We start from the raw sequence: 22155 nt of genomic DNA, 5'->3' as shown, positions 1-22155 counted from the left end.
CCTACACCTTCTTCTGGCTGATCTGCGCGAACAGGCCGCCGGGGCGCAGGATCAGCACCAGCAACATCAACACATAGGGGGCAATCTGGCCGACGCCGGACGGCAGATAGCGACCGGCGAAGGGTTCCACGATGCCCACCAGCAGGCCGCCCAGCAGCGCCCCGGGCAAAGAGCCCAGGCCGCCGATCACCGCCGCCGCAAACGCCTTGATACCGAACAGCAGTCCCACGGAAGGCTCCACCGCCCCCTTGGCGGCAAACATGACCCCGGCAATGGCCGCCACCACCCCGGACAGGGCCCAGACAATGGCATTGATGCGTTTCACCGGGATACCCATGTAGTAAGCCGCCATCTGGTTCTGGCTGCTGGCCTGCATGGCCACGCCAAGACGGGTACGGGCAAAGAAGAAGTAGAGAATGGAGGTAAGCGCCACGGTGGTAATGATGATCACCGCGTCCACCACCGGGATCATCAGTTCCCCCAGTGTCCAGACCCGGCCAATAAAGGGCGTTTCCAGCGAGGTGGGATCATGCCCCCAGATCACCCCGGCCACGAAGCGGATCAGGAACCCGAGGGCGATGGTCAAGATCACCATGGCGAATTGCGGTTGGCCAAAGATGGCTCGCAGCACGAAACGATCGAGGAGGTAACCGAACAGGCCGAGGATCAAGGCGGCCAGGGTGATACCCACCAGAAAAGGCAGGTCCGCGTAGCTGGTGTTGATGAAGGTAACGCCGAGAAAGGCCCCCAGCATCATCATGTCGCCCTGGGCGAAGTTGACCGCTTCGGATGCCTTGTAGATCAATACAAAACCCAGCGCCAACAGCCCGTAAATGCAGCCATTGGCTATCCCGCCGACCAGCAGCTGGAGTATATCCATGGTCCCTCTCTCCCGGGGGGTTATTATTCTGTTTCTTTTTTATTCAAGTGTTCCCGAGCCTAGCGGAAGTCCGACATTCTCACCAGTATGTAAAATGTAACAGGATCTGAAAGCACCATGACAATGATGGAGCCGCCCTGCTGTGCTCCCTGACTGCCCACCGCATTATCAGATTCCGCCTTCGCAGTCCCGTTCTTTCAAGAGCGGCTGCAAGGCAGTGGCATCAATCTGCAGGGTGAAATGTACCGGACCGGACTTACCCAGCCACAGGTAACGGATCTCCACCTTATACTCGGATTGAGGAGATGCCTGATGGTGCGCCGCCAGCCTGTTCGCCAGATTAACAAGGCGTTTGCGAGCCAGGCGGTCCTCACTGACAGGCTCCCCAGTCTGCCTGTCGGCATGCGTAAACAGCCATTGATACCAGGCACACCACTCTTTTCTTTGTTCAATATCCGGTTTGCCGGCGAGCCATTGCGGGACACCACCGGCAAGCCCTGTGTTCACCATGGCCATCAATAACAGAAAAATCCACGGTTTCATTGTTTTATTCCATCCGTCAACTTTCTTCCTGCTGATGCCTTGCGGTGCTGTTTGTTTCAGCAGGAAAGCTGAAACACCTTTCGCTCTGCTGCATCTTTACTGATAGAGCAGACAAGCAGGATCCAAGATGACAGAAAAACCGTCTTTTCGGCTATACCGGCCAGGAGATTTTCCGGCGCTGGTCACCATGGTTACCGCGCTTTACCGGGAAGACCCGCCCGGGGAAGCCATGAATGCAGCAAAGGTCATGCGCACCGTGACGATGTTAAGTCGAGCGCCGGAGAGGGGCCGTATCGTGATTTTCGATATAAACAATGAGGTGGCGGGCTATGCCATTGTGATTCACTGCTGGAGCAATGAGTTCAGTGGTGATATCCATCTGCTGGATGAAATGTACATCATGCCGCACAAGCGCAATCTAGGTATCGGTACGGCTTTTCTGCAGCATCTTCTTGGCCAGATCGACGAATCCGTCAAAGGATTACTGGTGGAAGTCACTCCCGATAACCACCGTGCTCTCCGCTTCTATGAATCCTTGGGATTTACTGCAGCCACCAACCGGCATCTGTTTATGCCCCTACCCCTGCATTGATGTGACACCATCCAGTGCATGACACAGCCAGTCGACAAACAGGCGGGTACGGGCAGGCAGCAGGCCCGCATGGGGATAGATCACATTTACCGGGCGGACCGGCAATTCAAAATCGGCCAACACCCGTACCAAGGAACCGCTGTGTAATTCCTCACCGACCTGATAGGACAAAAACATGCCAAATCCCATGCCGGCGACACAGGCTTCAATGGCCGGCGCAATCTGGTTGAATTCCAGATTACCCTCAACCGGCACGGTGAACGTTTTGCCCTTGTCCTGAAAGCGCCAGGATCGCATGGCCCGGTGCGCCAGCACCGCCTTTCCCTGTTGTAAGTCCCACGGATCGAGCGGAACACCCTGGTGTTTCAGATAGGCCGGGGCCGCCACCACCATGCGCCGCACATGCCCGACCTGACGAGCCACCAGGGTCGAGTCCGGCAAAGGGCCGATACGCACCCCCACATCCAGACCCTCCTGCAACAGATCCACATTACGATCATTGAGTTCCAGCTGGCACTTTACAGCCGGGTAGCGGCGTACAAACCCGGTAACCGCCGGCGCAACATAGCGCTGACCGAACTGCACCGGCGCGGTAACTCTCAAGGTACCGCCCGGCTCTATCTGGCCCGCACGAAGGAAAGCCTCGGATTCATCAATGGCAGCAAGAATGGTGCGGGTCTGCTCCAGGTAATGCTGCCCTTCCGCAGTCAGCGACAGGCGGCGGGTGGTGCGATTGAGCAGACGCACTCCCAGATGAGATTCCAGGTCCGCCAGCAGACGAACCACCGTCGGCAGTGAACAGTTCAGGGAACGGGCCGCCGCCGTCAGGCTGCCATCATTGGCAATTTGTACAAAGGTGCGCATGGCACGGAGCTGGTCCATGGGCACAGATTATTCCGATTTTCGGATTAGTGAAATCAATAAATGGATATTTATTCCACTTCTAGAATTACCAACACTGGAGCTCCCCCCTTCAGAAACAGGAGAGATCACCATGACCACCACCGGGCCCCTCCCCATCCGGCTGTACCAGTTCCCCTTGTCCGGCCACAGCCACCGGGTGCACCTTTTTCTGTCCCTGCTGGATATCCCCCATGAAGCAATCTACGTGAATCTGCCCGGCAAGGCGCACAAGACTCCGGATTTCCTGACTATGAATCCCTTCGGGCAAGTGCCGGTGATTGATGACAACGGCACCATTCTGGCCGACGCCAACGCTATTCTGGTGTACCTGGCCAGCCGCTATGACAATGGCCGCTGGTTGCCACAGGCGCCGGTAACCGCAGCGCGCATCCAGCGCTGGCTGTCTGTGGCGGCCGGGCCGCTGTACCTGGGCCCTTGCTGCGCACGGCTGGCCACCCTGTTCGGTGCCGACATCGATACCGACCGGGCCATTCGTCAATCCCACGATCTGCTCACGATCATGGAGGCCGGGCTGAGCACATCGGATTTCCTGGTCGGCAACACGCCCACTCTGGCCGACATCGCCATGTACAGCTATACCGCCCATGCCCCGGAGGGCAACGTCTCGCTGACGCCGTACCCACACGTGCAGCAATGGCTGTCGCGCATCGAGGCGCTACCCGGCTTTATCGCCATGGAAGTCTCACCGGTTGGCCTCAACGCCCGGGAAAAGCAGGCATGAAAAACCGGGAGCCAACGCCGGCATTCCACCCGGGTGAGCAGCTTCTGCAGCAACGCCTTGGCGTCAGGGAGAAGATGGCGGAGGTCGGCCAGCGGGTGATTCGTGACTACATGCCGGAGCAGCACCGCACGTTTTTTTCTCAGTTACGGATGCTGCTGATCGGTGCGCTGGATCCGTATGGTCAGCCCTGGGCCTTGCTATTCACCGGCCCCGCCGGCTTTATTGCGTCACCGGACCCACGTGCCCTGCGCATCAGCGGTCCCGGCATCGCCGGCCCACATCCGGGTGGTATCACTCTGGAAACGGGCGCCCCAATCGGCATGCTGGGGCTGGATTTTTCGACCCGGCGGCGCAATCGGGCCAACGGGGAAATTCTCGCCCGTCACGGTGATCATATCGATGTGGTTGTCACCGAAAGTTTTGGCAACTGTCCGAAATATATTCAGTCCCGCGAGGGCGAGCCCGATGCGGCCCATCGGCTGGCCGGAGCTCCTTGCCATGCCGACGCGCTTGATGAAAGCGACCAGCAGTGGATTGCCGAAGCAGACACCTTTTTCATTGCGTCCACGTATCCTCCAGGCAACCGGAGTGGCCGCGCCGGCGTGGACATTTCCCACCGCGGTGGCAAACCCGGTTTTGTGGAGGTGATCGACAACCGCCATTTACGTTTTCCTGATTACGCTGGCAATCACTTTTTCAACACTCTGGGCAATCTGACGCTGCACCCCCGGGCCGGGTTACTGTTTATCGATTTTGACAATGGGGATCTGCTCTATCTGTCGGTGGAAGCGATAGTCCTGTGGGACAGGGACAATCAAACGCACAGCGTGGAATTGACGATCCGGCAACGGATCAGGGTGCCCACAGCACTGCCCTGGCAATGGCAACCGCCGGCTTATTCCCCGTTCCTTTGACTGGCGGTCGTCCCCGGTGCCCAGCAGCGATAGCGATGAAAAAGCACCGCACCGATCTGTAACTGTCCATCGCGCTGAAATCCCAGACGCTGCATGCCTTTTACCCGAACCCTGCCCGGCGGCAGCAGGGCAGTAACCGATGCCAGTTGCATATCGTCAAAGGCAATGCGGAGCATCTTGCAACACACCGCGCGGCCGATTCCCCAGTACTCTGCCGCCAGCACCAGACCAAGATCCGCCTCTCCCTGTTCACACTGAAAGCCACCCCACCCTGCAAAGCGGCCTTCCACATGGATCGACCAGGGACCATAGCCATGTTCCTGCCACTGGCCATCCTTCTCTGCCACCCACTGCCGGCATACGGCTTCATCGAAAACATTACCGGCCAACGGCAGATGCCGCAGTACACGGGGATCGTTATGCAGGGCAATCAGCTCGGCGTGCGGGACCTCCCCCAGGCGCCCGAACGTCAACAACGATGTGCCATCCCGGTTTTCAACGCAGATTTGCCGCCTCAATGCCTGCTCTCCTGATCCAGCAAGATACCGGCAATTTCGGCAAGCGCATGCTGTTGCGCATCGCTGAGCGGCTCGCCCAGTCGGATCTGGATTTCTGCGCCATAAACCTGCCACATCTTTCGCAACAGTGTCTCACCGATATCCGTCAGGCAGACCTGTTTAGCCCGGCCATCACTGTCACAACCGCTGCGTGTCACCACGCCTTGGTTTTCCATGCGATCAATCAGGCGGGACAGGTTGTGCTTGGGCAACAGCACCTCCCTGGCAATGTCGGATTGACGCAACCCTGTCGGCCCGGCCCGGCTGACCTCCAGCAAGACGTCGTACCAGTTCAGCGGCGGGAGCCCGGCTTGTTTCAATGCCTTTTCCACCTCTGCCAGCAGACCGGCGGAGGCTTTCAGCAGTCTGGCCCAGGCCAGCACCGTATGTTTCTCGGGTTTGTTTTTCATGGAGTCAGAGTATCGCCACATAGTTGCAAATGCAACTAGCTATCGATATATTGGTTGCAACTGCAACCAAAGGAGAAAGACATGGCTATCTCAACCATCCCCCGTGACACCCTCAAACAACGGCTGGACCAGGGCCAGCCCACCACACTGGTGGAAGCTCTCCCACAGCGTTACTTCGATGACGGCCACTTGCCGGGGGCGATCAATATTCCCCATGACAAAGTCCGCAAAGCCGCTGCCAGCCAGCTCCCGGACAAGGATGCCTTTATCGTTGTCTACTGCGCCAATACGCCCTGCGCCAATTCCAGCCAGGCAGCCGTGACCCTGCACCAGCTCGGCTATACGCAGGTCCATGAATACGTGGAAGGCAAGGAAGACTGGCGGGAAGCGGGCTATCCGCTGGAAACCGCCTGAACTGCAACAATTCCTGCCCGACTGCATCCAATCCAGAACGAACCACCTGTGCAGTGAACCGGTACGGGTGTTTCATCCATCAGAGAGGGAGCACTCGGGCATGGATACTCTGGACGACATTCTCGACACCCTGAACCTGAAAGGCGCCCTGTATTTTCGCACCGACTTCTCTGCCCCCTGGAGTGTATCGGTGCCGGATCTGCCGGGTGCCGCCCGTTTCCACCTAGTAATCCAGGGGCAGTGTCATGTAAGACTCGAATGCGGACGCTCGCTGTGCCTGAACAGCGGTGACCTGATCATGATCCCCCGTGGCAAGCGACATATCCTTTCCCACAGCGAGACGTATAGCGCTCCCCCGCTTGAGGATGTTCTGGCACATGCCAATTACGACGGCAAGGGAGTGCTGACGCTGGGCAACGGGGATCCGGCCGCGTCCACCCAGATGGTCTGTGGTCATTTCACTTTTCGGCGTGGCGCGGATCACCCCTTACTGCGGGCCTTGCCCGATGCCATCCGGATCACGTCGGCCATGCGTGCCACGCAGCCCTGGCTGGATGAAACCCTGCGCCTGATTACCCGACGCGTTTTTACCGACAGCACCGGTTCGGCAGCAGCCATTACCCGCCTTTCCGAAGTGGTGTTTGTGGAGGTCATCCGGCTGGGCATCGCTGACACACCGGCGATGCAGAGGATGCTGGAAGGCTTCAGCGATCGCTATATCGGCAAAGCACTTCAACTGATGCATGCAGACAGCACCGCACACTGGACAGTGGAATCCCTGGCCAGGGAAATCGGCATGTCGCGCAGTCGGTTTGCCGACCGTTTCCGCCATCACCTGTCCATGAGCCCGATGGCCTATCTGTCGGAGTGGCGACTGCAAAAAGCGCTTTCCCTGCTCGACAATTCGCAGCATAGCGTCCAGCAAGTTGCCATCCAGTCCGGCTATCAGTCGCCGGCGGCATTTACCCGTGCCTTTACCGGAAAGTTCGGTATCGCACCCAGTGAATACCGAAGACAGGCTGGCTGATTTTTTCTTTTGCTATCAAAAAACATTCCTGCCTTTGCGGATCGTCCTGATCTGTTTGCTACCACGCCCGAATAACGGCGGTTTTATTGTTCCAGGCTCCCTCGCGCACTACGTTGAAAAGGACTTCAACAAACCCGCGAGGATCTCACCATGCAACGCATACCCCCGGTTGATACCAACCAGCCACCGGAACAGGCCGCACCATTACTGGCCGCAGTAAAAAGCAAAATGGGGATGGTTCCCAACCTGATGGCAACCCTGGCAAATGCGCCGGTGGCCCTTCAGTCCTATCTGGATTTTTCCGGCGATCTTCAGCAGGGAGCGCTACCCGCCCGGCTTCGTGAACAGATTGCCCTGGCAGTGGCAAACCGTAACGGCTGCCAGTACTGCGCCAGCGCTCACGCCATGCTTGGCAAACAAGCCGGCCTTTCCGAAGACGACATCCGGAGCGGTCTTGGCGGGGAAGCCGGTGATCCGCAGGAAAATGCCGCCCTGCGTTTTGCTGTTGCCATTGTGGAGCGTCGCGGCCAGGTCAGCGACCGGGACCTGGAGGCCGTCCGCAATACCGGGTTCGATGATGGCGAGATCGTGGAAATTATCGCCCATGTGGTGCTGAACACTTTCACCAACTACCTGAACAACGTGGCAAACACGGATATCGACTTCCCTGTCGTGTCCCTGAAAACCGCGTAACGCTCACGAAAAGGAGACTTACCATGAACCTGAAAACCGTTTTTTCACCGCTGATCCTGGTCGCCCTGTTCGCCCTGCCTCTGCAACCGGTAATGGCTGCGGACGAATACAACACGGCCTCAGGACTGACCGCCGTTGGTGCGCCTCTGGGTCTGCACGGCATCGACCCGGTGGCTTTCGTAAAACTCGGAAATCGCCAGCCAGGCATCGCTCAGTACACGGCAGTCCATGACAACGTGGCCTATTACTTCCAGACAAAGGAGAACCTGAAAGCCTTCAAGAAAAATCCGCAAGCCTACCTGCCCCAGAACGGCGGCTACTGCACTTTCGGGGTTTCCGTGGGCAAAAAGTTTGATGGCGATCCCCGCTACGCGGATGTGATGGACGGAAAACTCTATGTCTTTCTGAACGAGGAAATCTTCAACGCCTACCAGCAGGACAAGGTCGGCACCATCGACAAGGCCAACAAGCAATGGCCAAAGATTCGCAGCAAGGCAGCGGAGTCGCTGTAAAGGTTATCCGGGCGCCCGCGTGGCGCCCTTTGCGAATTGTCACTTTTAAAAAGACAGAAAGGAGAGGAATGATGGAAGGCGTTTATTTTTACCTGACCCTGAGTGGTCTACTCACTATTTTCCTGTGGTTTCCCTACATAATTGCCCGCTTGTTTGCCTGGGGATTGCCCGGATTGCTTCACAGCTACCCCGAAAATCCGCCCGAGCTCCCTGCCTGGGCACAACGCTCACAGCGAGCCCACCTTAATATGGTGGAGACCCTGCCGGCATTGCTGGCGGTTATCATCCCCGCATTGGCACTGGCTCCCTCCACACTGTCCAATACTCTGGCCTGCTGGATGCAAGTGTTCTTTTATGCACGGGTAACCCATGCCGTTGTGTTCACATTGGCCATTCCCTATCTGAGAACACCCACATACCTGGTTTCATGGATTGCAATCGTAATGATAGCGGTGCACACCTTGCGCATAATGTAACGGCAGGCTTGACGTTACTCATATAAAGGGGGCTTGCAGGGTTCCAACAGGAGCAGCCGATTCGGTTATGCTTGGCACTCACTCCTGTAACGATAGTCAGCCATGTCAGCCTCTACAGACATTTATGCCGTCGCCCGGGTACTCAGCCGGGCGTTCTTTCACGATCCACTGTTTGGTTATTTCTTTCCGGACGATCAACATCGTTTGGCACTGTCCCAGCATACCTTTCTCTTTCTGATTCGCCATGCGAACCACCGGGGAGAAATCTGCACTACGCCAGGCAACATTGACGGCGCTGCCGTGTGGCTGCCGTCTCGGGCATTGCACCGCAGTGTCCTGGATATGGTTCGCTTTGGCGCCCTGCCCATGTTGCGCCAAGGGCCCGCGGCAGTGAAACGGCAGGTGGATGCCGGGGAAGCCATGCAAGAAGTGCATGACCAGCTGATGCAAAAACCTCACGCCTATCTGTTATTGCTGGGGATTGATCCGCAGAAGCAGGGCCAGGGGCTGGCCACACGGCTGTTGCAACCGACACTGGAGCGGCTGGATCGGGAAGGACTGTCTGCCTACCTGGATACCCATAACCCGGACAATGTGTCGCTGTACCGGCGCTTCGGGTTTGAGGTGGTGCACGAGGCGGTGATGCCGGGGACGGATGTGCGGCATTGGGCGATGGTGCGTTGAAAAGCAATTTTTCACCACAGAGGCCACAGAGTTCACTGAGGAAAAACCCTCTTCGTCTCTGTGTTCTCTGTGCCCTCTGTGGTGAAACCGTTTTTGCCTGGGGTTATCTTTCGTTTCTCGTGAATCGCTCTGCGGTATCTTTTCAGCCTACGCCCTGGCTTTTCAGGTAATCGTCGTAGCTGCCGTGGAAGTCGACGATGCCGGTGGGGGTGATTTCGATAATCCGGGAGGCCAGGGAGGACACGAATTCCCGGTCATGACTGACGAACAGCAAGGTACCCGGGTAATTTTCCAGCGCCAGATTCAGAGACTCGATGCACTCCATATCCATGTGGTTGGTGGGCTCATCCAGCAGCAGGATGTTGGGCCGTTGCAGCATGATCTTGCCGAACAGCATGCGCCCCTGCTCTCCCCCGGAGATCACCTTCACGGACTTGCCGATATCTTTCTGGGAAAACAGCAACCGACCCAGGGTGCCACGGATGACCTGTTCGTCGTCTTTTTCCTGGCCCCACTGGTTCATCCAGGCGAACAGGTCCATATCGTCGGCGAAGTCGTGGGCGTGGTCCTGGGCGTAGTAACCCAGCTCGCTGTTCTCGGACCATTTCACTTCCCCGGCGGTGGGTGCCAGATCCCCCACCAGACAGCGCAGCAAGGTGGATTTGCCAATGCCGTTGGGACCGATGATAGCGATGCGCTCACCCACTTCCACTCGCAGGTCGAGACCGGAGAACAGCGCCTCGTCAAAGGATTTGGCCAGCCCCTTCACTTCCAAAGCGTTGCGGAACAGCTTCTTGTCCTGCTCGAAAATAATGTAGGGATTCTGGCGGCTGGAGGGTTTCACTTCATCCAGCTTGATCTTGTCGATCTGCTTGGCGCGGCTGGTGGCCTGCTTGGACTTGGAGGCATTGGCGCTGAAACGGCTGACGAAGGTTTTCAACTCGGCGATCTGTTGTTTCTTCTTGGCATTGTCCGCATGCAGGCGCTCGCGGGCCTGGGTGGCCGCGGTCATGTATTCATCATAGTTGCCCGGGTAAACACGCAGCTCGCCGTAATCCAGGTCCGCCATGTGCGTGCAGACGCTGTTCAGGAAGTGGCGATCGTGGGAAATGATGATCATGGTGCACTGGCGCTGGTTGAGCACGTCTTCCAGCCAGCGGATGGTGTTGATGTCCAGGTTGTTGGTGGGCTCATCCAGCAACATGATATCCGGGTCGGCGAACAGGGCCTGGGCCAGCAGTACACGCAGTTTCCAGCCCGGGGCAATCTCACTCATGGGACCGAAGTGCTGCTCCACCGGAATATCCAGGCCCAACAGCAGCTCACCAGCGCGGGATTCGGCGGTGTAGCCGTCCAGCTCGGCGAATTCCGCCTCCAGCTCACCGGCGCGGATGCCGTCTTCCTCGCTCATTTCCGCCTTGGCGTAGATGCCGTCGCGCTCTTCCTTGATCTTCCACAACTCTTCGTTGCCCATGATCACGGTGTCTACTACCGAGTATTTCTCGTAGGCGAACTGATCCTGGCGCAGCTTGCCGATGCGCTCGTCCGGGTCCTTGGACACATTGCCGGCGGACGGCTCCAGGTCCCCCCCGAGAATCTTCATAAAGGTGGATTTGCCGCAGCCGTTGGCGCCAATCAGGCCGTAGCGGTTGCCGTTGCCGAATTTCACGGACACGTTTTCAAACAGCGGCTTGGCACCGAACTGCATGGTGAGGTTGGCGGTTGTGAGCAATGTTTTGTACCGGTTGGAAAAGCGAAAAGCGCCGCTGACAGGCGTCAACGGCGGCGGAGTGCGCGAAGCGCGCGCATTGTCGCACAGTGGTCGCTTCCGGGACAGAGCCAGAAGCGGGTGCGGGATCCTAATAACCGGTGAACAGCTCGGCGGATTCACCTTCCAGCACGTAGCCTGCGGTGCCGTATTCGGTGTCCTGGCTGGACACCTTGAGGGTGCCTTCCAGCCACAGGGCCTCGAACACCAGATCCAGCGGCACGCCCTGCCCTTTCATCTTCACCAGAATAATCTGGTTACGGGGCGGCGGCGGCGTGTGGATACAGGCACCGAAGTACGGCACCAGCAGGAATTCACGTACGTATTCCTCGTCGCCGTCCAGTGGCACCCCATAGCCGGGTAGACGCACGACGGTGTTATCCAGCTCAGCCTTCAGGGGCGCTTCGCGCCAGGCCTTGTCGATGGCATCCATCATCTGCTCGCCACGGGCATCACCGTCGTCGATATCTTCCGCTGGCTGATCACCGTAAATCTTGCTGAATAATCCTTCATAGACGGCATTGGGGTCGTAGTCCGCTGGGACCAGGTCGTCCCATTCCAGTTCGCGGGCAGCCCAGCCCGGCAAGCTGATCAACAGACAAAGAAGGATGATCAGACTACGCATATCAGTTCCTCGGGGTCAGGCCATCGGCCAGGCTGTTGCGGAAGGCTTTTTCCGCGGGAATCAGGCCGGCCAGGGAACCAGCCAGCAGGATCGCAGCAAGTGCCGGCAACTCACGCAGAGCCAGGAAGGTTTCCGGCAGGCGCAAGGACCATTCGGCCAGTGCCAGCGGCGCCAGTGCCCACTGTGCCACAAACAGCAGCACCAGCCCCAGCAGGCTGCCGATCACCGTGACAAACAGGCTCTCGCCCACGATCACCCCATAGACGGCGCGCCGACCGGCGCCAGCGGCGCGCAACACCGCCAGTTCATGGCGGCGCCCTTCCAGGGCAGCCAGAATGGTGGACACCAGCACCAGCAGCGCCACCAGCAGTACCGCCATGGAAGTGGCACGCAGGGCGTTTTCCCCCACCGCTGTCATGCGCCACAGCCGCTGCAGCTGGACACCGGGAATGATGGCGCTGAGCGGCTCGGCTTTATAACGGGACAGTTCCCGCTGCAGGCTGAGCACGGCGGTACGTCGTTGCAGTCCCAGCATGACCGCATTCACGGAATCCGGGGTATCGGCCTGCTGACCCGGCAGCGGCGGCAACCCGGAACGAAACTGGCCTCCGCTGTGAATGGCGGCCATGCCGGCCAGGGAAATATGCACACTCTGATCCACCGGCGTGCCGGTGGCTGCCAGCACGCCCACCACGGTAAAGGGGTGGTTGTCGTGTTCGATAATGGCCGGGCCGCTGGCGCCATGGGCCAGCACGATATCGTCACCGAGCCGGTAACCGAGGCGCTGGGCCACGGCACTGCCCAGTACCACCTGATCCGCAGCGGTAAACCACTCGCCCCCTGCCAGCGACAGGGCCTGATCCCGCCCATAACGGTAATGGGTCAGATAACTGCCGTTGGTGGCCACCACCGGGAAGCCACGGTGGGAGTCACCCAGGGCGATGGGAATCCACCACTTCACGTCCGGGTGGTCGGCAAGATGCTCCACGGTGTCCCAGCGAATACCGGCCGTGGGATCGCTGAGCCGGAACACGCTGTACAGCAGGATATTCATGGGACCGCCGCGGGCACTGACAATCAGATCGATGCCGGACACAGTGCTGGCAAAGTTGGCGCGTACCTGGTGACGCAGGCGCTCGATGCCCACGATCATCACCAGACTCAACGCGATGGCCACAACAATCAGCGTTGCCGAGGTTTTCCGGGTACGCAGCGAGGCAAGAATGATCCTAGGCAGCATGGTGCCCTCCCCCGTTCAGTTCGGAAAACGCCACGCTGCGATGGAAACGGTCGGCCACCTGACTGTCGTGGCTGACCATCAGCAAGGCACTGCCGGCGTGTTCACAATGCTCGCAGAGCAATGCCAGCAGGGTATCGCGGCTGTGGCTATCCAGGGCCGAAGTGGGTTCGTCAGCGATGATCAGATCCGGTTTGCCGAACAGGGCCCGGGCCGCAGCCACCCGCTGTTGCTGGCCGAATGACAGCTGCCAGGCGGGCAGAACTGACGTGGCTGCATCCAGCCCCAGACGGGTCAGCAGCTCCTGTGCCGCAACCCTTCTCTGCTTGTTGTTGCCGGCCGTTTCCCGCTCACAACGCCGCCGTGAGAACCCGGCGCTAAGACAGACGTTATCCACCGCAGTCAGGTATGGGAGCAGGTTGAAGGCCTGAAAGATGACACCGATATGGTCCGCCCGAAAAGCGTCCCGGCGCCGCTGCGACAGAGAAGAAAACGGTTTTCCCGCCACCCGGATATCACCCTGCTGAGCCGGCCTGATGCCGGTAATCAGTGACAGCAAGGTGCTTTTCCCGCACCCACTGGGGCCATGAAGCAGTACCCGCTCACCGGACTGCAGGGCAAAGTGGTCAATATGGATGAAAGGCCGGGCTTGGCCCGGGTGCTGATAACGCAGGTTATCCAGTTCAAGAACCACAGTTACTCCAGGGGAATGCGGGTGTCACCGGGAGTCAGGCGCAAGGCGCCCTGCCCGTCCGGCAATAACAGAACGACCTCGGTGGTCAGACTGGAAAAAATAGCCAGGAAAGGCAGGGAAACCGTGGTCAGCTTGTCCGGAGACTGACACTGAAAAGTCCATTCCGCTTCCACATCCGCATGATGGCCATGTTCATGGTGCTCATGTTCGTGGTCGTGCTGCTGACGTTCCGGAAACAGTGCCGCGACTCCGTTACGGGTTTCATGGCTGAGCCTGCAGCCGGCGGCTGCAGGCAACTGCGGCTCACTCACCTGCTTCAGACGATCCGCATAGCGAACCCGGGCGGCGGCATCCACTGGCGGTTGCTCGGTGCCGAGAATATCCATCAGCGGCGCCCGGAAACTGACGGTCAGGCTATGCCCTTCCACCACCACCGCCGCGTCGGCCAGTCCATGCTGATGCACCCCGGCGGCGGCAGCCGGATTGCCGAGCAACATCAATAACCCGAGCCCTAACCCGGCCAGGCATTCAAGCCGTACGAATCTCTTCATGATGACTCTCACATTCCTTGCAGGCGCGGATGTTGCCCACATGCGTGGCGACCAGACAGATTCCGACCAGGCTGGTGAGCAGCGGTTCCCACAGGGTGTCGTGCAGCGCCGCTTCAAAGGCGGTGAGCATGCACAATGCGATCAGCGCCAACAGGCCGGGCAACAACACCTTGCGCCGCCGATGCTTGCGGTAACCGGCAACCATGGCAAGCACACTGACCGGCACAATCAACGCCAGCAACGCCTGGTGAAACAGCTCATCCACCCCGCCAACCACCGACAGAAAGCCAATGGCAAACAACCCGGCAACGCTGGCCACACAATGAATCATACACAAACCGGACAGGGCGATGGCCGCCTGGTCCAGACGTAAACGTGACATGGTTGTCTCCCGGTTTTGAGAACAGCTACAAGCTACAACGCGAAGAAAGCTCAGCAGATAACGATAAGCTCGGCGCCCGCGCTTGATTGTGATATTCGCGATGGCAAGCATCGCTTCCCACATCACCCTGAAACGACCCAGAGCCAGTTATTTCCCTGTGGGAAGCGATGCTCGCATCGCGAAATCAACCCTGAAGCGCGGCAATGAAAAGTCTCGTATGTCCCGGGACTTTCCCGCGTTTCCACTTTCAACTTGCAACTGGTTTGGATCACACCGCCAGCATGGCGCGCTATCGCCATAGGGTTTTATAAACGCGTGTTACCTGTATTTAACCCACGTTGCAGTTCGCACAACGGCCATGCACTTCCAGCAAGGGGTTCTGCTGGGTCACAAATCCCAGGCTCTTGATACTCTGCTGCAACTCGCTGATGGCCGCCCCCGCCATGGGGGTTTCCTGCACCGCACCGCAATCATCACAGAGCAGGAACACCGTGCCCTGGTGACCGTGATGGCAGGTGATGTGATCGCAGGCCAGGTACTGGTTGGTGGAGCTGAGCCGGTGGGCCAGCCCCTGCTGCACCAGAAACTCCAGCGCCCGGTAGATGGTGGGCGGCTGGGCGTTTTCCTGATATTGCGCCTTGAACTGGTCCAGCAACTGGTAGGCACTCTGCGGGCCAGATTGGGCCAGCAGCAACGTCATCACCTGACGCCGCTGGGGGGTCATGCGCACGCCCTGCTCGCGGCAATGCTGTTCGGCGCTGGCGAGAATGCGGTCGGTGCGGTTCATGACAGTCCTATATATCCAGTGTGACCAGCAGGCGTTGCTGACCGGGAGACACGGGCGGGGACCGGTGGACCACACCCGAGCCCGGATTATCCCGCCAGGTGTCGCCTTTGAACAGGGCTACCTGGCCGGCCTCCAGTTGTTGCACGCTCTCAGCCGCATAGCGGCCCTCCTGCTCAACACCCGGCACCAGCAGACCGGCAGGCACCGCCGGGGCCGGCAGCCACTGGCTGCCTGGGCCACCGTAGGTACACAGCAGGCGCACGGGAATGCGATCCACATGGAAACGCGGGCACATGGGCTTTTCCAGGGCCGTCACCCTCAGCCCCACACCAGTGGCACCGAACAGACAAGCCATCATGTCCGCCAGCAACGCCAGGTCCTCACGCAGTGGCGCGAAAACCTCCCCTGGCAGGGAACGCTTCATGGAGGCTGGCAGATCGGCCACATCCAGCCAGCTTTTTACCGCCAGTTTCTCCCTGCAGGCCAGTTGCACGACCTGCTGATCCAGCGGGCTATGGCGATCCCACACCGCCACCTGCACCGGGTCCAGCATCACATCGGCGAGCACCCCGGCGTCATCGCGCATCACCAGGCCCGGTGCGGCATAGGCCTTGGGCAATGTCTTTGCACCCATCATCCGGCCATCTCCCACTGCGGGAACGGGTCGTCCAGCTGCTGCCATAATTCCTTGCCGGCGAGCATCTCCTCTTCCGTGAGCAGACAGGCATCCAGCGCGTTGCGGGTGGCTTCCGGTTGCAGGTTGTGGCCGATGAAGACCAGTTCCTGGCGCATGTCGCCGAAGGGTTCCTGCCATTTTTCCATGATCATGGCGCGGTATTCCGGGTCAGTGGGCCAGTGCTGGTCCGGTGCGGTTTTCCAGAACAGACCCGCCGGGCCATGGTGGGCAATCTCGCCGGCCTGGCTCCAGTTGCCGGCAAATTGCGGGCGACTAGCCAGCCAGAAGAAGCCCTTGGAGCGCAACAGGGTGCCGTAGGGCCAGGGCTGTTGCAGAAATTCCCAGAACCGTTGCGGATGGAAAGGACGACGGGCTTCATAGCTGAAACTGCTGATGCCGTATTCCTCGCTTTCCGGCAAGTGTTCGCCACGCATTTCCTTGAGCCAGCCCGGCGCCTGCTGGGCTTTTTCAAAATCGAACAGGCCGGTGTCCAGCACCGCATCCAGCGGCACCATGCCGTGCCTGATGGGTATGATGCGAGCCTCCGGATTGAGCAACCGCAGGGTGGCAGTGAGCGTTTCGAGATCGGCCTCACTAACCAGGTCGGTTTTGCTGATCAGCAGCACATCGCAGAATTCCACCTGTTCCACCAGCAGGTCCACCACGTTGCGCTGATCCTCCTCGCCCAGGCTTTCACCGTCTTCCTGCAAGGTGCGGGCACTGCGGTAGTCGCGCAGGAAATTCACCGCATCTACCACGGTGACCATGGTATCCAGCCGCGCCACCGTGGACAGGCTGTCGCCGTTTTCGTCTTCGAAGGTGAACGCTTCCGCCACCGGTAGTGGCTCGGAAATGCCGGTGGACTCGATCACCAGATAATCAAAACGCCCCTCCCGGGACAGCCGGGTCACTTCCAGCAACAGGTCTTCGCGAAGGGTGCAGCAGATGCAGCCGTTGCTCATTTCCACCAGCTTTTCTTCGGCACGATTCAGGGACACCTCATTGCTGACCAGCGCCGCGTCGATATTGATCTCGCTCATGTCGTTGACGATCACTGCCACGCGCAGGCCGGCACGGTTGTTGAGAATATAATTGAGGACGGTGGTTTTCCCCGCGCCAAGAAAACCCGACAACACGGTAACGGGTAGCTGGCGCGCGGGAGCAGCTTGCTGGGTAGTCATGAAATCATCCGGTTCGTGAATGGGCATAGTGTCTTTCGTTGGCTTCCAGCCGGGTTTAGCAGGCTGCTGGGCGGCATCCATGTAATCAGCCTTGGGCATAGCCATCAGGGCCTTTCACTGAGCACGTCCGACATGATGGACCTCTTTTTAAGTTATGTTATAACATAACAGTTGATAAACACAATCACAGAAACGGAAATCATGCCCATGGCATTCCCGATTCCTGCCAGCTATGGCGAATGGCGGCATTGCATTACTGAGGTTTGCGGACTGGCTCTGACAGAAGCCTTCATACACCAGCGCCTGGCGGCGCTGGAAAATCCCGATGACTACATGACCCGGAACGTTATCGCTCTGTACGGAGAACCCCACAGGCGACAGACCCGGACCTGGTTCGCCCGGGCTCTGAACGAGCTTACTGGTTCCCCTGCTCTGGACCGGCGTTGAAAGGCTCCACCTGGTAGCCCGCATCCTCAAACATCACCCGCAGGCTGTCCGGACCACCCAGATGCAGGGCGCCGACCAGCACCAGGTTCGGCGTGCCTTTGGTCATGGCCTGCTGGATTTTTGGATACCACTGGCGATTACGCTCGATAATCAGGTTCCGGTAGATACCCGGGTATTCGGTCTCCATTTCATCGGCACCCAGCAAGGAGTAGAGGGCATCCATATCGCCTTTTCGCCAGGCGCTGATTGCCTCTTCCATCATGCCATCCATGTGTTCGATGCCTTCCAGGGAGGACTCGATCAGGGCGTCACTGTTCTCTTCATTCAGCTGCGCCATGAAGGACAGCAAGGTATCACTGGATTCCAGAAAACCCAGTGTCTTGCCTTGCTGGTTGGCCCGGGTGAAATAAAATTCGTCCACCCCCCGGCCAAAGCCCTGGCGGCCCAACTCATGGACGGTCATGGCCATGGAAACCATGGCCGGCTTGAAGCCCTGATAGGTGACCAGCGGAAAATTGGCCTGGGCGGAGTAATCCTGCAATTGCCGCCAGACCGGAGCCGACAGATCATCTTTCAGGGTGCGCCCGGACGGCTGCATCATCATCTGCGTCAGTCGCCGGGAAAACGCCGGCGTGGCCGACTCGGACAAATTGGATTCCAGATACACCTGCCCCGCCTGCTCAAAGGCCTGCTGCATGGCGGCCGGTGGCGGCAGATCCGCCGGACGCAGGAAATGCACGGTGGCTCCCAGCCGGATACGTTTGCCATCCTTGCTGACTTCCCAGACCGGATCCGCCTGAAGCCAGGGCGCCAGAGACAGCACAACCACCAGCACCGCAAACCGTCGAATCATCGATAACCCCATCACAACCCCCATTGTTTTCTTCCAGTGTGGTCAGCTTGCGGTGAAAAAGAAAGACAGATGCGACCCAGAATACTGGGGTTATTCTCCAACGGTTCGAATGCGAGGATGCTTTGCAAGAAACCCGGGCTGGCGAACCGGAAAGTCACGTTATTGCAGTAAAGGCAACAACCCGCCGAGCGCCCCGGCGGCGATCAGATTCAATACGATACCGGCGCGAATCATGGTCCTCTGTGGGACATGTCCGCTGCCGTAGACCATGGCATTGGGCGGTGTGGCCACCGGCAGCATGAAGGCGCAACTGGCGGCAAACGCTACCAGCAGGGCAACAGTGACCGGGTCGGCGCCCACCGAAGAGGCCACCGGCATCAGCAGCGGCACCAGCAGGGCGGCACTGGCGGTATTGCTGGCCAGCTCGGTGAGAAAGATCACGAAGGATGCGATAACCAGATACACCAGCCAGGGCTGTCCGCCAGGTAGCACCTGACTGATACCGTCTGCCAGCCAGGCACTGGTACCGGAACTCTGCAGCAGCATGGACAGCGTGATCCCGCCTCCAAACAACAGCAGTACGCCCCAGTTCGCATGCGCTTCAATATGCTGCCAGCTCACGCAACGGCTAATCCCCAGCAGGACAATGGCCATGCAGGCCACCCAGCTATCAAAGGATGTCTCGATGCCCAACCTGTCCCCCAGCGGTGCACCGAGGATCCATAACCCCACCGTCAGCAGAAAAATCGCCAGCGTCATTATCGCGCCGGGGGAGGTCGGGAAAGGCAGGTTGGTTTTCACATCCACTCTTGGCAGATTGGCTTCCGGGCGGGTGGTGTAAAACAGTACCAGCAGGGCCAGCGGAAACAGCAACAGAAACGCAGGGATACCCACAGCCAGCCAGTCGTTGAATGACCAGCCAAGCGCCGCTGCCGCAATGGCATTGGGGGGGCTGCCCACCAGGGTGGCCATGCCGCCGATATTGGCGGACCAGGCCAGGGCCAGCAGCAGAAATATCCGGTAACGGGGATGGCTGTCGGCCAGGGGGGCAGACAAACCCAGGGCGATGGGTAACAGCATGGCAGTGGTAGCCGTATTGCTGATCCACATGGACAGCAGTGCTGTGGTCACCGCCAGCAAGAACGCCGCTGGCAACGCCCTGCCCCCGGCAAGGGTGAGCAATCGTTGCGCCAGCCAACGATCAATACCGTGCTCGCCCAGCGCCGCCGCCAGGGCAAAGCCTCCCAGAAACAGTGCCACGACGGGATGGGCAAAGCCGGCCAGCGCGCGATCCAGGTCCGCCAATCCCAGACCCACGCCAAGCACCGGCACCAGCAGCGCGGTAAACGTGAGCGGAATGGCTTCACTGAGCCATAGCAGGCCGATCAGCACAAACAGGGCCAACCCGGCTCCAATTTTGGGGTCAGCAGGGAGAAGGTATGCCATTACAGCGGCCACAACGGCCATGGCAATCAACAGGAATCGCATGGTTGTTATTCTGTTGCCGGTTCAGCCCGAGCTTACTTACTGCCTGCGGTAATAACCAGTGTCCACACTGGAACAACCTCTCCCTGACCTCACAGTACCGGCATGCTAGGGTTAGGCCCCATGGATACGATTAAACAACTCGAAACGGCCATGGGTCAGGTTGTCGGTTTTCTCTGGGGGCCACCGCTGGTAGTCCTGCTGGTAGGCGGCGGTCTGTTCTTCCTGTTTTATTCCCGCCTGCTGCCCTACCGCTACCTGCCGCAAAGCGTGCGCCTGCTGTGGCGTAAACCGGACCAGGATGATCCCGGGCAGCTTTCCCATTTCCAGGCCCTGAGCACCGCCCTGTCCGGCACTCTGGGCATGGGCAATGTGTCCGGGGTGGCCATTGCCATCGCCATGGGCGGACCCGGCGCGATTTTCTGGATGTGGATCAGCGCCCTTGTCGGCATTGCCACCAAGTTCTATACCTGCACCCTGGCAGTGATGTTCCGCGGTCAGGACAGTGAAGGCCAGTGGCAAGGCGGGCCCATGTATGTGGTGCGCGAAGGGCTGGGGAAAAAGTGGCTGCCGCTGGCCTATTTCTTTGCCGTGGCCGGCCTGTTGGGCACCATGCCGATCTTCCAGATCAACCAACTGGTACAGGTGCTGCGCGACACCCTGGCGATTCCCGCCGGCCTGGCCAGCGATGATGCCCACTTCACGTTTGACCTGATGGTTGGCCTGGGACTGGCGCTGGTAGTGATGGTGGTGGCGCTGGGCAAACTGCCCCGGCTGGGCCGGGTTACCGGCATGCTGGTACCGACGATGGTGGCGGGCTATCTGCTGCTTACCGCTGTGGTGCTAATCAGCCATGCAAGCGAAATCCCCGCCGCTTTTGTAATGATTTTCGAGGACGCCTTCAGCGGCAATGCCGTGGCCGGCGGCGTGGTGGGGAGCGTGATCATTACCGGCATCCGCCGGGCGGCGTTTTCCAACGAAGCCGGCATCGGTACCGAAGCCATGGCCCATGGCGCCGCACAGACCAAAGAGCCTATCCGTGAAGGCATGGTTGCCATGCTTGGGCCGGTAATCGATACGCTGATCGTGTGCACCTGCACTGCCCTGGTGATTCTGATCAGCGGCGTCTGGCAAAGCGGTGAAAGTAACGGTGTTACCCTCACCGCCAACGCCTTCAGCGACCTCTTTCCCCACGGTGGCGGGATCATTCTGGCGGTGCTGGTCTCTCTGCTGAGCCTGAGTACTGTCTTTACTTTCTGGTACTACGGCAGCAAATGCCTGGGCTTTCTGATCGGCGCAAAATACCAGCACCATTACATCTGGTGGTATCTGGTACTGGTGGTACTGGGTGCGGTGGCATCACTGAAACTGGTGGTCAGCCTGATTGACTCCATGTACGCGCTGATGGCGATCCCGACCATGACCTCTGCCCTGCTGCTGGCACCGAAGGTGAATCAGGCAGCGCGACGATACCTCAAGTCGTCGCAAGCACCTCAGTAAGCTGATCGAAACCGGTAAGGTGCCAGTCCGTTTCTGCCTGATACTTGCCGGTTTTTTGGGGATCGTAGAAACAGCTGATCATCTCGGCCCGACGGGCGGCCTGCAGGTCATAGATAAAGTCTCCCACATAGACCAGGTTGCCAGGAGGCAGTCCCCAGGCGTTGGCGATATGCAGCAGACCATCCGGCGCCGGCTTTGGCGGGCAGTCCTCTCGCGCCAGCAACATGTCCACCCGGATACCCAGACGGGACAGGGTCAGGTCCGCCACTTCCCGGGCATTGCGGGTAAGAATAGCGGTGGGCAGGTTACGGCGTTCGCAATACTGCAGGCAGTCACGGGCACCAGGCATCCATTCCGCCCGTTCGGCGCCCCGACGTTCATGCTGCAGAACAATCTGCTCCGCAGCCTGGCGCGCCTGTTCAGGCAGTGACGCAATATATTCCAGCACACCCAACCCATCCGGGCAGGTCAGCTCGCGGCGGATGGCGGTAAAGTCGAGACGCGAATCCACCAGGGTGCCGTCCAGATCGAAGATCAGTCCCTGTATCGATGACAGGGCTGCAGGGTCAGGTATTTTCATCAACGTAGTGTACCCCGCTCAAGCGTGAAGCCGGCAACAAGG

27 protein-coding genes are annotated in these 22155 nt (G+C 59.3%); 10 read left to right on the top strand and 17 right to left on the bottom strand.

The features are described from left to right. Position 1: 1 nt before the first annotated feature. Together HUJ17_RS13135 and HUJ17_RS13130 are read right to left on the bottom strand one after the other, a co-directional pair. Positions 2–880: a branched-chain amino acid ABC transporter permease gene (locus tag HUJ17_RS13135; RefSeq protein WP_290511114.1), complete on the bottom strand. Its 879-nt coding sequence runs from the start codon at positions 878–880 to the stop codon at positions 2–4. Positions 881–1048: 168 nt separating this feature from the next. Next, positions 1049–1423 (bottom strand): hypothetical protein, encoded by a 375-nt coding sequence (locus HUJ17_RS13130; protein ID WP_290511113.1) that lies wholly within the window; start codon positions 1421–1423, stop codon positions 1049–1051. 127 nt (positions 1424–1550) lie between these two features. Between HUJ17_RS13130 and HUJ17_RS13125 the strand changes: the two genes are divergently transcribed. Beyond that, positions 1551–2015, top strand: a complete 465-nt coding sequence (locus HUJ17_RS13125; RefSeq protein ID WP_290511112.1) for a GNAT family N-acetyltransferase — start codon at positions 1551–1553, stop codon at positions 2013–2015. Here HUJ17_RS13125 and HUJ17_RS13120 read toward each other — a convergent pair. Beyond that, positions 2001–2897, bottom strand: a complete 897-nt coding sequence (locus tag HUJ17_RS13120; RefSeq protein ID WP_290511111.1) for a LysR family transcriptional regulator — start codon at positions 2895–2897, stop codon at positions 2001–2003. The genes HUJ17_RS13125 and HUJ17_RS13120 overlap by 15 nt on opposite strands. A gap of 112 nt (positions 2898–3009) precedes the next feature. Between HUJ17_RS13120 and HUJ17_RS13115 the strand changes: the two genes are divergently transcribed. Continuing rightward, positions 3010–3660 carry a glutathione S-transferase family protein gene (locus tag HUJ17_RS13115; RefSeq protein WP_290511110.1) on the top strand — a complete coding sequence of 217 codons (651 nt, stop codon included), beginning with the start codon at positions 3010–3012 and terminating at the stop codon, positions 3658–3660. Beyond that, positions 3657–4574, top strand: a complete 918-nt coding sequence (locus HUJ17_RS13110) for a pyridoxamine 5'-phosphate oxidase family protein (protein ID WP_290511109.1) — start codon at positions 3657–3659, stop codon at positions 4572–4574. The genes HUJ17_RS13115 and HUJ17_RS13110 overlap by 4 nt, the downstream gene beginning before the upstream one ends. On the opposite strand, the gene HUJ17_RS13105 is transcribed toward HUJ17_RS13110, so the two are convergent. Together HUJ17_RS13105 and HUJ17_RS13100 are read right to left on the bottom strand one after the other, a co-directional pair. After that, complete coding sequence (locus HUJ17_RS13105; protein ID WP_290511108.1) at positions 4556–5092, bottom strand: GNAT family N-acetyltransferase; 537 nt, start codon at positions 5090–5092, stop codon at positions 4556–4558. The genes HUJ17_RS13110 and HUJ17_RS13105 overlap by 19 nt on opposite strands. Beyond that, positions 5089–5541 carry a helix-turn-helix domain-containing protein gene (locus tag HUJ17_RS13100; protein WP_290511107.1) on the bottom strand — a complete coding sequence of 151 codons (453 nt, stop codon included), beginning with the start codon at positions 5539–5541 and terminating at the stop codon, positions 5089–5091. The genes HUJ17_RS13105 and HUJ17_RS13100 overlap by 4 nt, the downstream gene beginning before the upstream one ends. Before the next feature lie 81 nt (positions 5542–5622). On the opposite strand from HUJ17_RS13100, the gene HUJ17_RS13095 reads away from it, so the two are divergent. From HUJ17_RS13095 to HUJ17_RS13070, 6 genes are all read left to right on the top strand, one after another. Continuing rightward, positions 5623–5955 carry a rhodanese-like domain-containing protein gene (locus HUJ17_RS13095; protein ID WP_290511106.1) on the top strand — a complete coding sequence of 111 codons (333 nt, stop codon included), beginning with the start codon at positions 5623–5625 and terminating at the stop codon, positions 5953–5955. Positions 5956–6055: 100 nt separating this feature from the next. Beyond that, entirely contained in the window at positions 6056–6982 is a 927-nt protein-coding gene (locus HUJ17_RS13090) for an AraC family transcriptional regulator (protein WP_290511105.1), read from the top strand. 150 nt (positions 6983–7132) lie between these two features. Continuing rightward, positions 7133–7675 (top strand): carboxymuconolactone decarboxylase family protein, encoded by a 543-nt coding sequence (locus HUJ17_RS13085; protein WP_290511104.1) that lies wholly within the window; start codon positions 7133–7135, stop codon positions 7673–7675. A 23-nt stretch (positions 7676–7698) separates the two neighbouring features. Then, positions 7699–8187 carry a YHS domain-containing (seleno)protein gene (locus tag HUJ17_RS13080; protein WP_290511103.1) on the top strand — a complete coding sequence of 163 codons (489 nt, stop codon included), beginning with the start codon at positions 7699–7701 and terminating at the stop codon, positions 8185–8187. Beyond that, positions 8148–8663 carry an MAPEG family protein gene (locus tag HUJ17_RS13075; RefSeq protein WP_290511102.1) on the top strand — a complete coding sequence of 172 codons (516 nt, stop codon included), beginning with the start codon at positions 8148–8150 and terminating at the stop codon, positions 8661–8663. The genes HUJ17_RS13080 and HUJ17_RS13075 overlap by 40 nt, the downstream gene beginning before the upstream one ends. A 102-nt stretch (positions 8664–8765) precedes the next feature. Further along, positions 8766–9347 (top strand): GNAT family N-acetyltransferase, encoded by a 582-nt coding sequence (locus tag HUJ17_RS13070; RefSeq protein WP_290511101.1) that lies wholly within the window; start codon positions 8766–8768, stop codon positions 9345–9347. A gap of 142 nt (positions 9348–9489) precedes the next feature. Here HUJ17_RS13070 and HUJ17_RS13065 read toward each other — a convergent pair whose 3' ends face one another. From HUJ17_RS13065 to HUJ17_RS13015, 11 genes are all read right to left on the bottom strand, one after another. Further along, complete coding sequence (locus tag HUJ17_RS13065) at positions 9490–11079, bottom strand: ABC-F family ATPase (RefSeq protein ID WP_290511100.1); 1590 nt, start codon at positions 11077–11079, stop codon at positions 9490–9492. Between the two features lie 127 nt (positions 11080–11206). After that, positions 11207–11740, bottom strand: coding sequence for a DUF3299 domain-containing protein (locus tag HUJ17_RS13060; RefSeq protein ID WP_290511099.1), 534 nt, complete (start codon positions 11738–11740; stop codon positions 11207–11209). 1 nt (position 11741) lies between these two features. After that, entirely contained in the window at positions 11742–12980 is a 1239-nt protein-coding gene (locus HUJ17_RS13055) for an ABC transporter permease (RefSeq protein ID WP_290511098.1), read from the bottom strand. Continuing rightward, positions 12970–13671 (bottom strand): ABC transporter ATP-binding protein, encoded by a 702-nt coding sequence (locus tag HUJ17_RS13050; RefSeq protein ID WP_290511097.1) that lies wholly within the window; start codon positions 13669–13671, stop codon positions 12970–12972. Before HUJ17_RS13050 ends, HUJ17_RS13055 begins: the two co-directional genes overlap by 11 nt. A gap of 2 nt (positions 13672–13673) precedes the next feature. After that, a complete protein-coding gene (locus HUJ17_RS13045) occupies positions 13674–14222 on the bottom strand; it encodes a DUF2796 domain-containing protein (protein WP_290511096.1) in 549 nt (182 codons plus the stop codon). Continuing rightward, entirely contained in the window at positions 14200–14604 is a 405-nt protein-coding gene (locus HUJ17_RS13040; protein ID WP_290511095.1) for a MerC domain-containing protein, read from the bottom strand. Before HUJ17_RS13040 ends, HUJ17_RS13045 begins: the two co-directional genes overlap by 23 nt. Before the next feature lie 328 nt (positions 14605–14932). Then, positions 14933–15391, bottom strand: coding sequence for a transcriptional repressor (locus tag HUJ17_RS13035; protein WP_103916470.1), 459 nt, complete (start codon positions 15389–15391; stop codon positions 14933–14935). Positions 15392–15398: 7 nt separating this feature from the next. After that, positions 15399–16028 carry a DUF1826 domain-containing protein gene (locus HUJ17_RS13030; RefSeq protein WP_290511094.1) on the bottom strand — a complete coding sequence of 210 codons (630 nt, stop codon included), beginning with the start codon at positions 16026–16028 and terminating at the stop codon, positions 15399–15401. Next, positions 16025–17248 (bottom strand): zinc metallochaperone GTPase ZigA, encoded by a 1224-nt coding sequence (zigA, locus tag HUJ17_RS13025; RefSeq protein ID WP_290511128.1) that lies wholly within the window; start codon positions 17246–17248, stop codon positions 16025–16027. The genes HUJ17_RS13030 and zigA overlap by 4 nt, the downstream gene beginning before the upstream one ends. A gap of 415 nt (positions 17249–17663) precedes the next feature. Further along, on the bottom strand, positions 17664–18572 hold the full coding sequence (locus tag HUJ17_RS13020; protein ID WP_290511093.1) for a TraB/GumN family protein: 909 nt from the start codon (positions 18570–18572) through the stop codon (positions 17664–17666). Between the two features lie 135 nt (positions 18573–18707). After that, positions 18708–20036 carry an SLC13 family permease gene (locus HUJ17_RS13015; protein ID WP_290511092.1) on the bottom strand — a complete coding sequence of 443 codons (1329 nt, stop codon included), beginning with the start codon at positions 20034–20036 and terminating at the stop codon, positions 18708–18710. 120 nt (positions 20037–20156) lie between these two features. Between HUJ17_RS13015 and HUJ17_RS13010 the strand changes: the two genes are divergently transcribed. Then, the gene (locus HUJ17_RS13010; RefSeq protein WP_290511091.1) at positions 20157–21533 is read left to right on the top strand and encodes an alanine/glycine:cation symporter family protein; all 1377 of its coding nucleotides are present in this window, start codon (positions 20157–20159) and stop codon (positions 21531–21533) included. Here the strand turns inward: HUJ17_RS13010 and HUJ17_RS13005 are convergent. Continuing rightward, positions 21508–22113, bottom strand: a complete 606-nt coding sequence (locus HUJ17_RS13005; protein WP_290511090.1) for an HAD family hydrolase — start codon at positions 22111–22113, stop codon at positions 21508–21510. The two genes, HUJ17_RS13010 and HUJ17_RS13005, sit on opposite strands and share 26 nt — an antisense overlap. Positions 22114–22155: the final 42 nt, after the last annotated feature.

The sequence above is a fragment of the Alcanivorax sp. genome (genome assembly GCF_014762765.1).
Taxonomy (GTDB): Bacteria; Pseudomonadota; Gammaproteobacteria; order Pseudomonadales; family Alcanivoracaceae; genus Alcanivorax.
The sequence above is the reverse complement of the archived record's forward strand: the minus strand, read 5'-3'. Positions and strand labels throughout refer to the sequence as shown.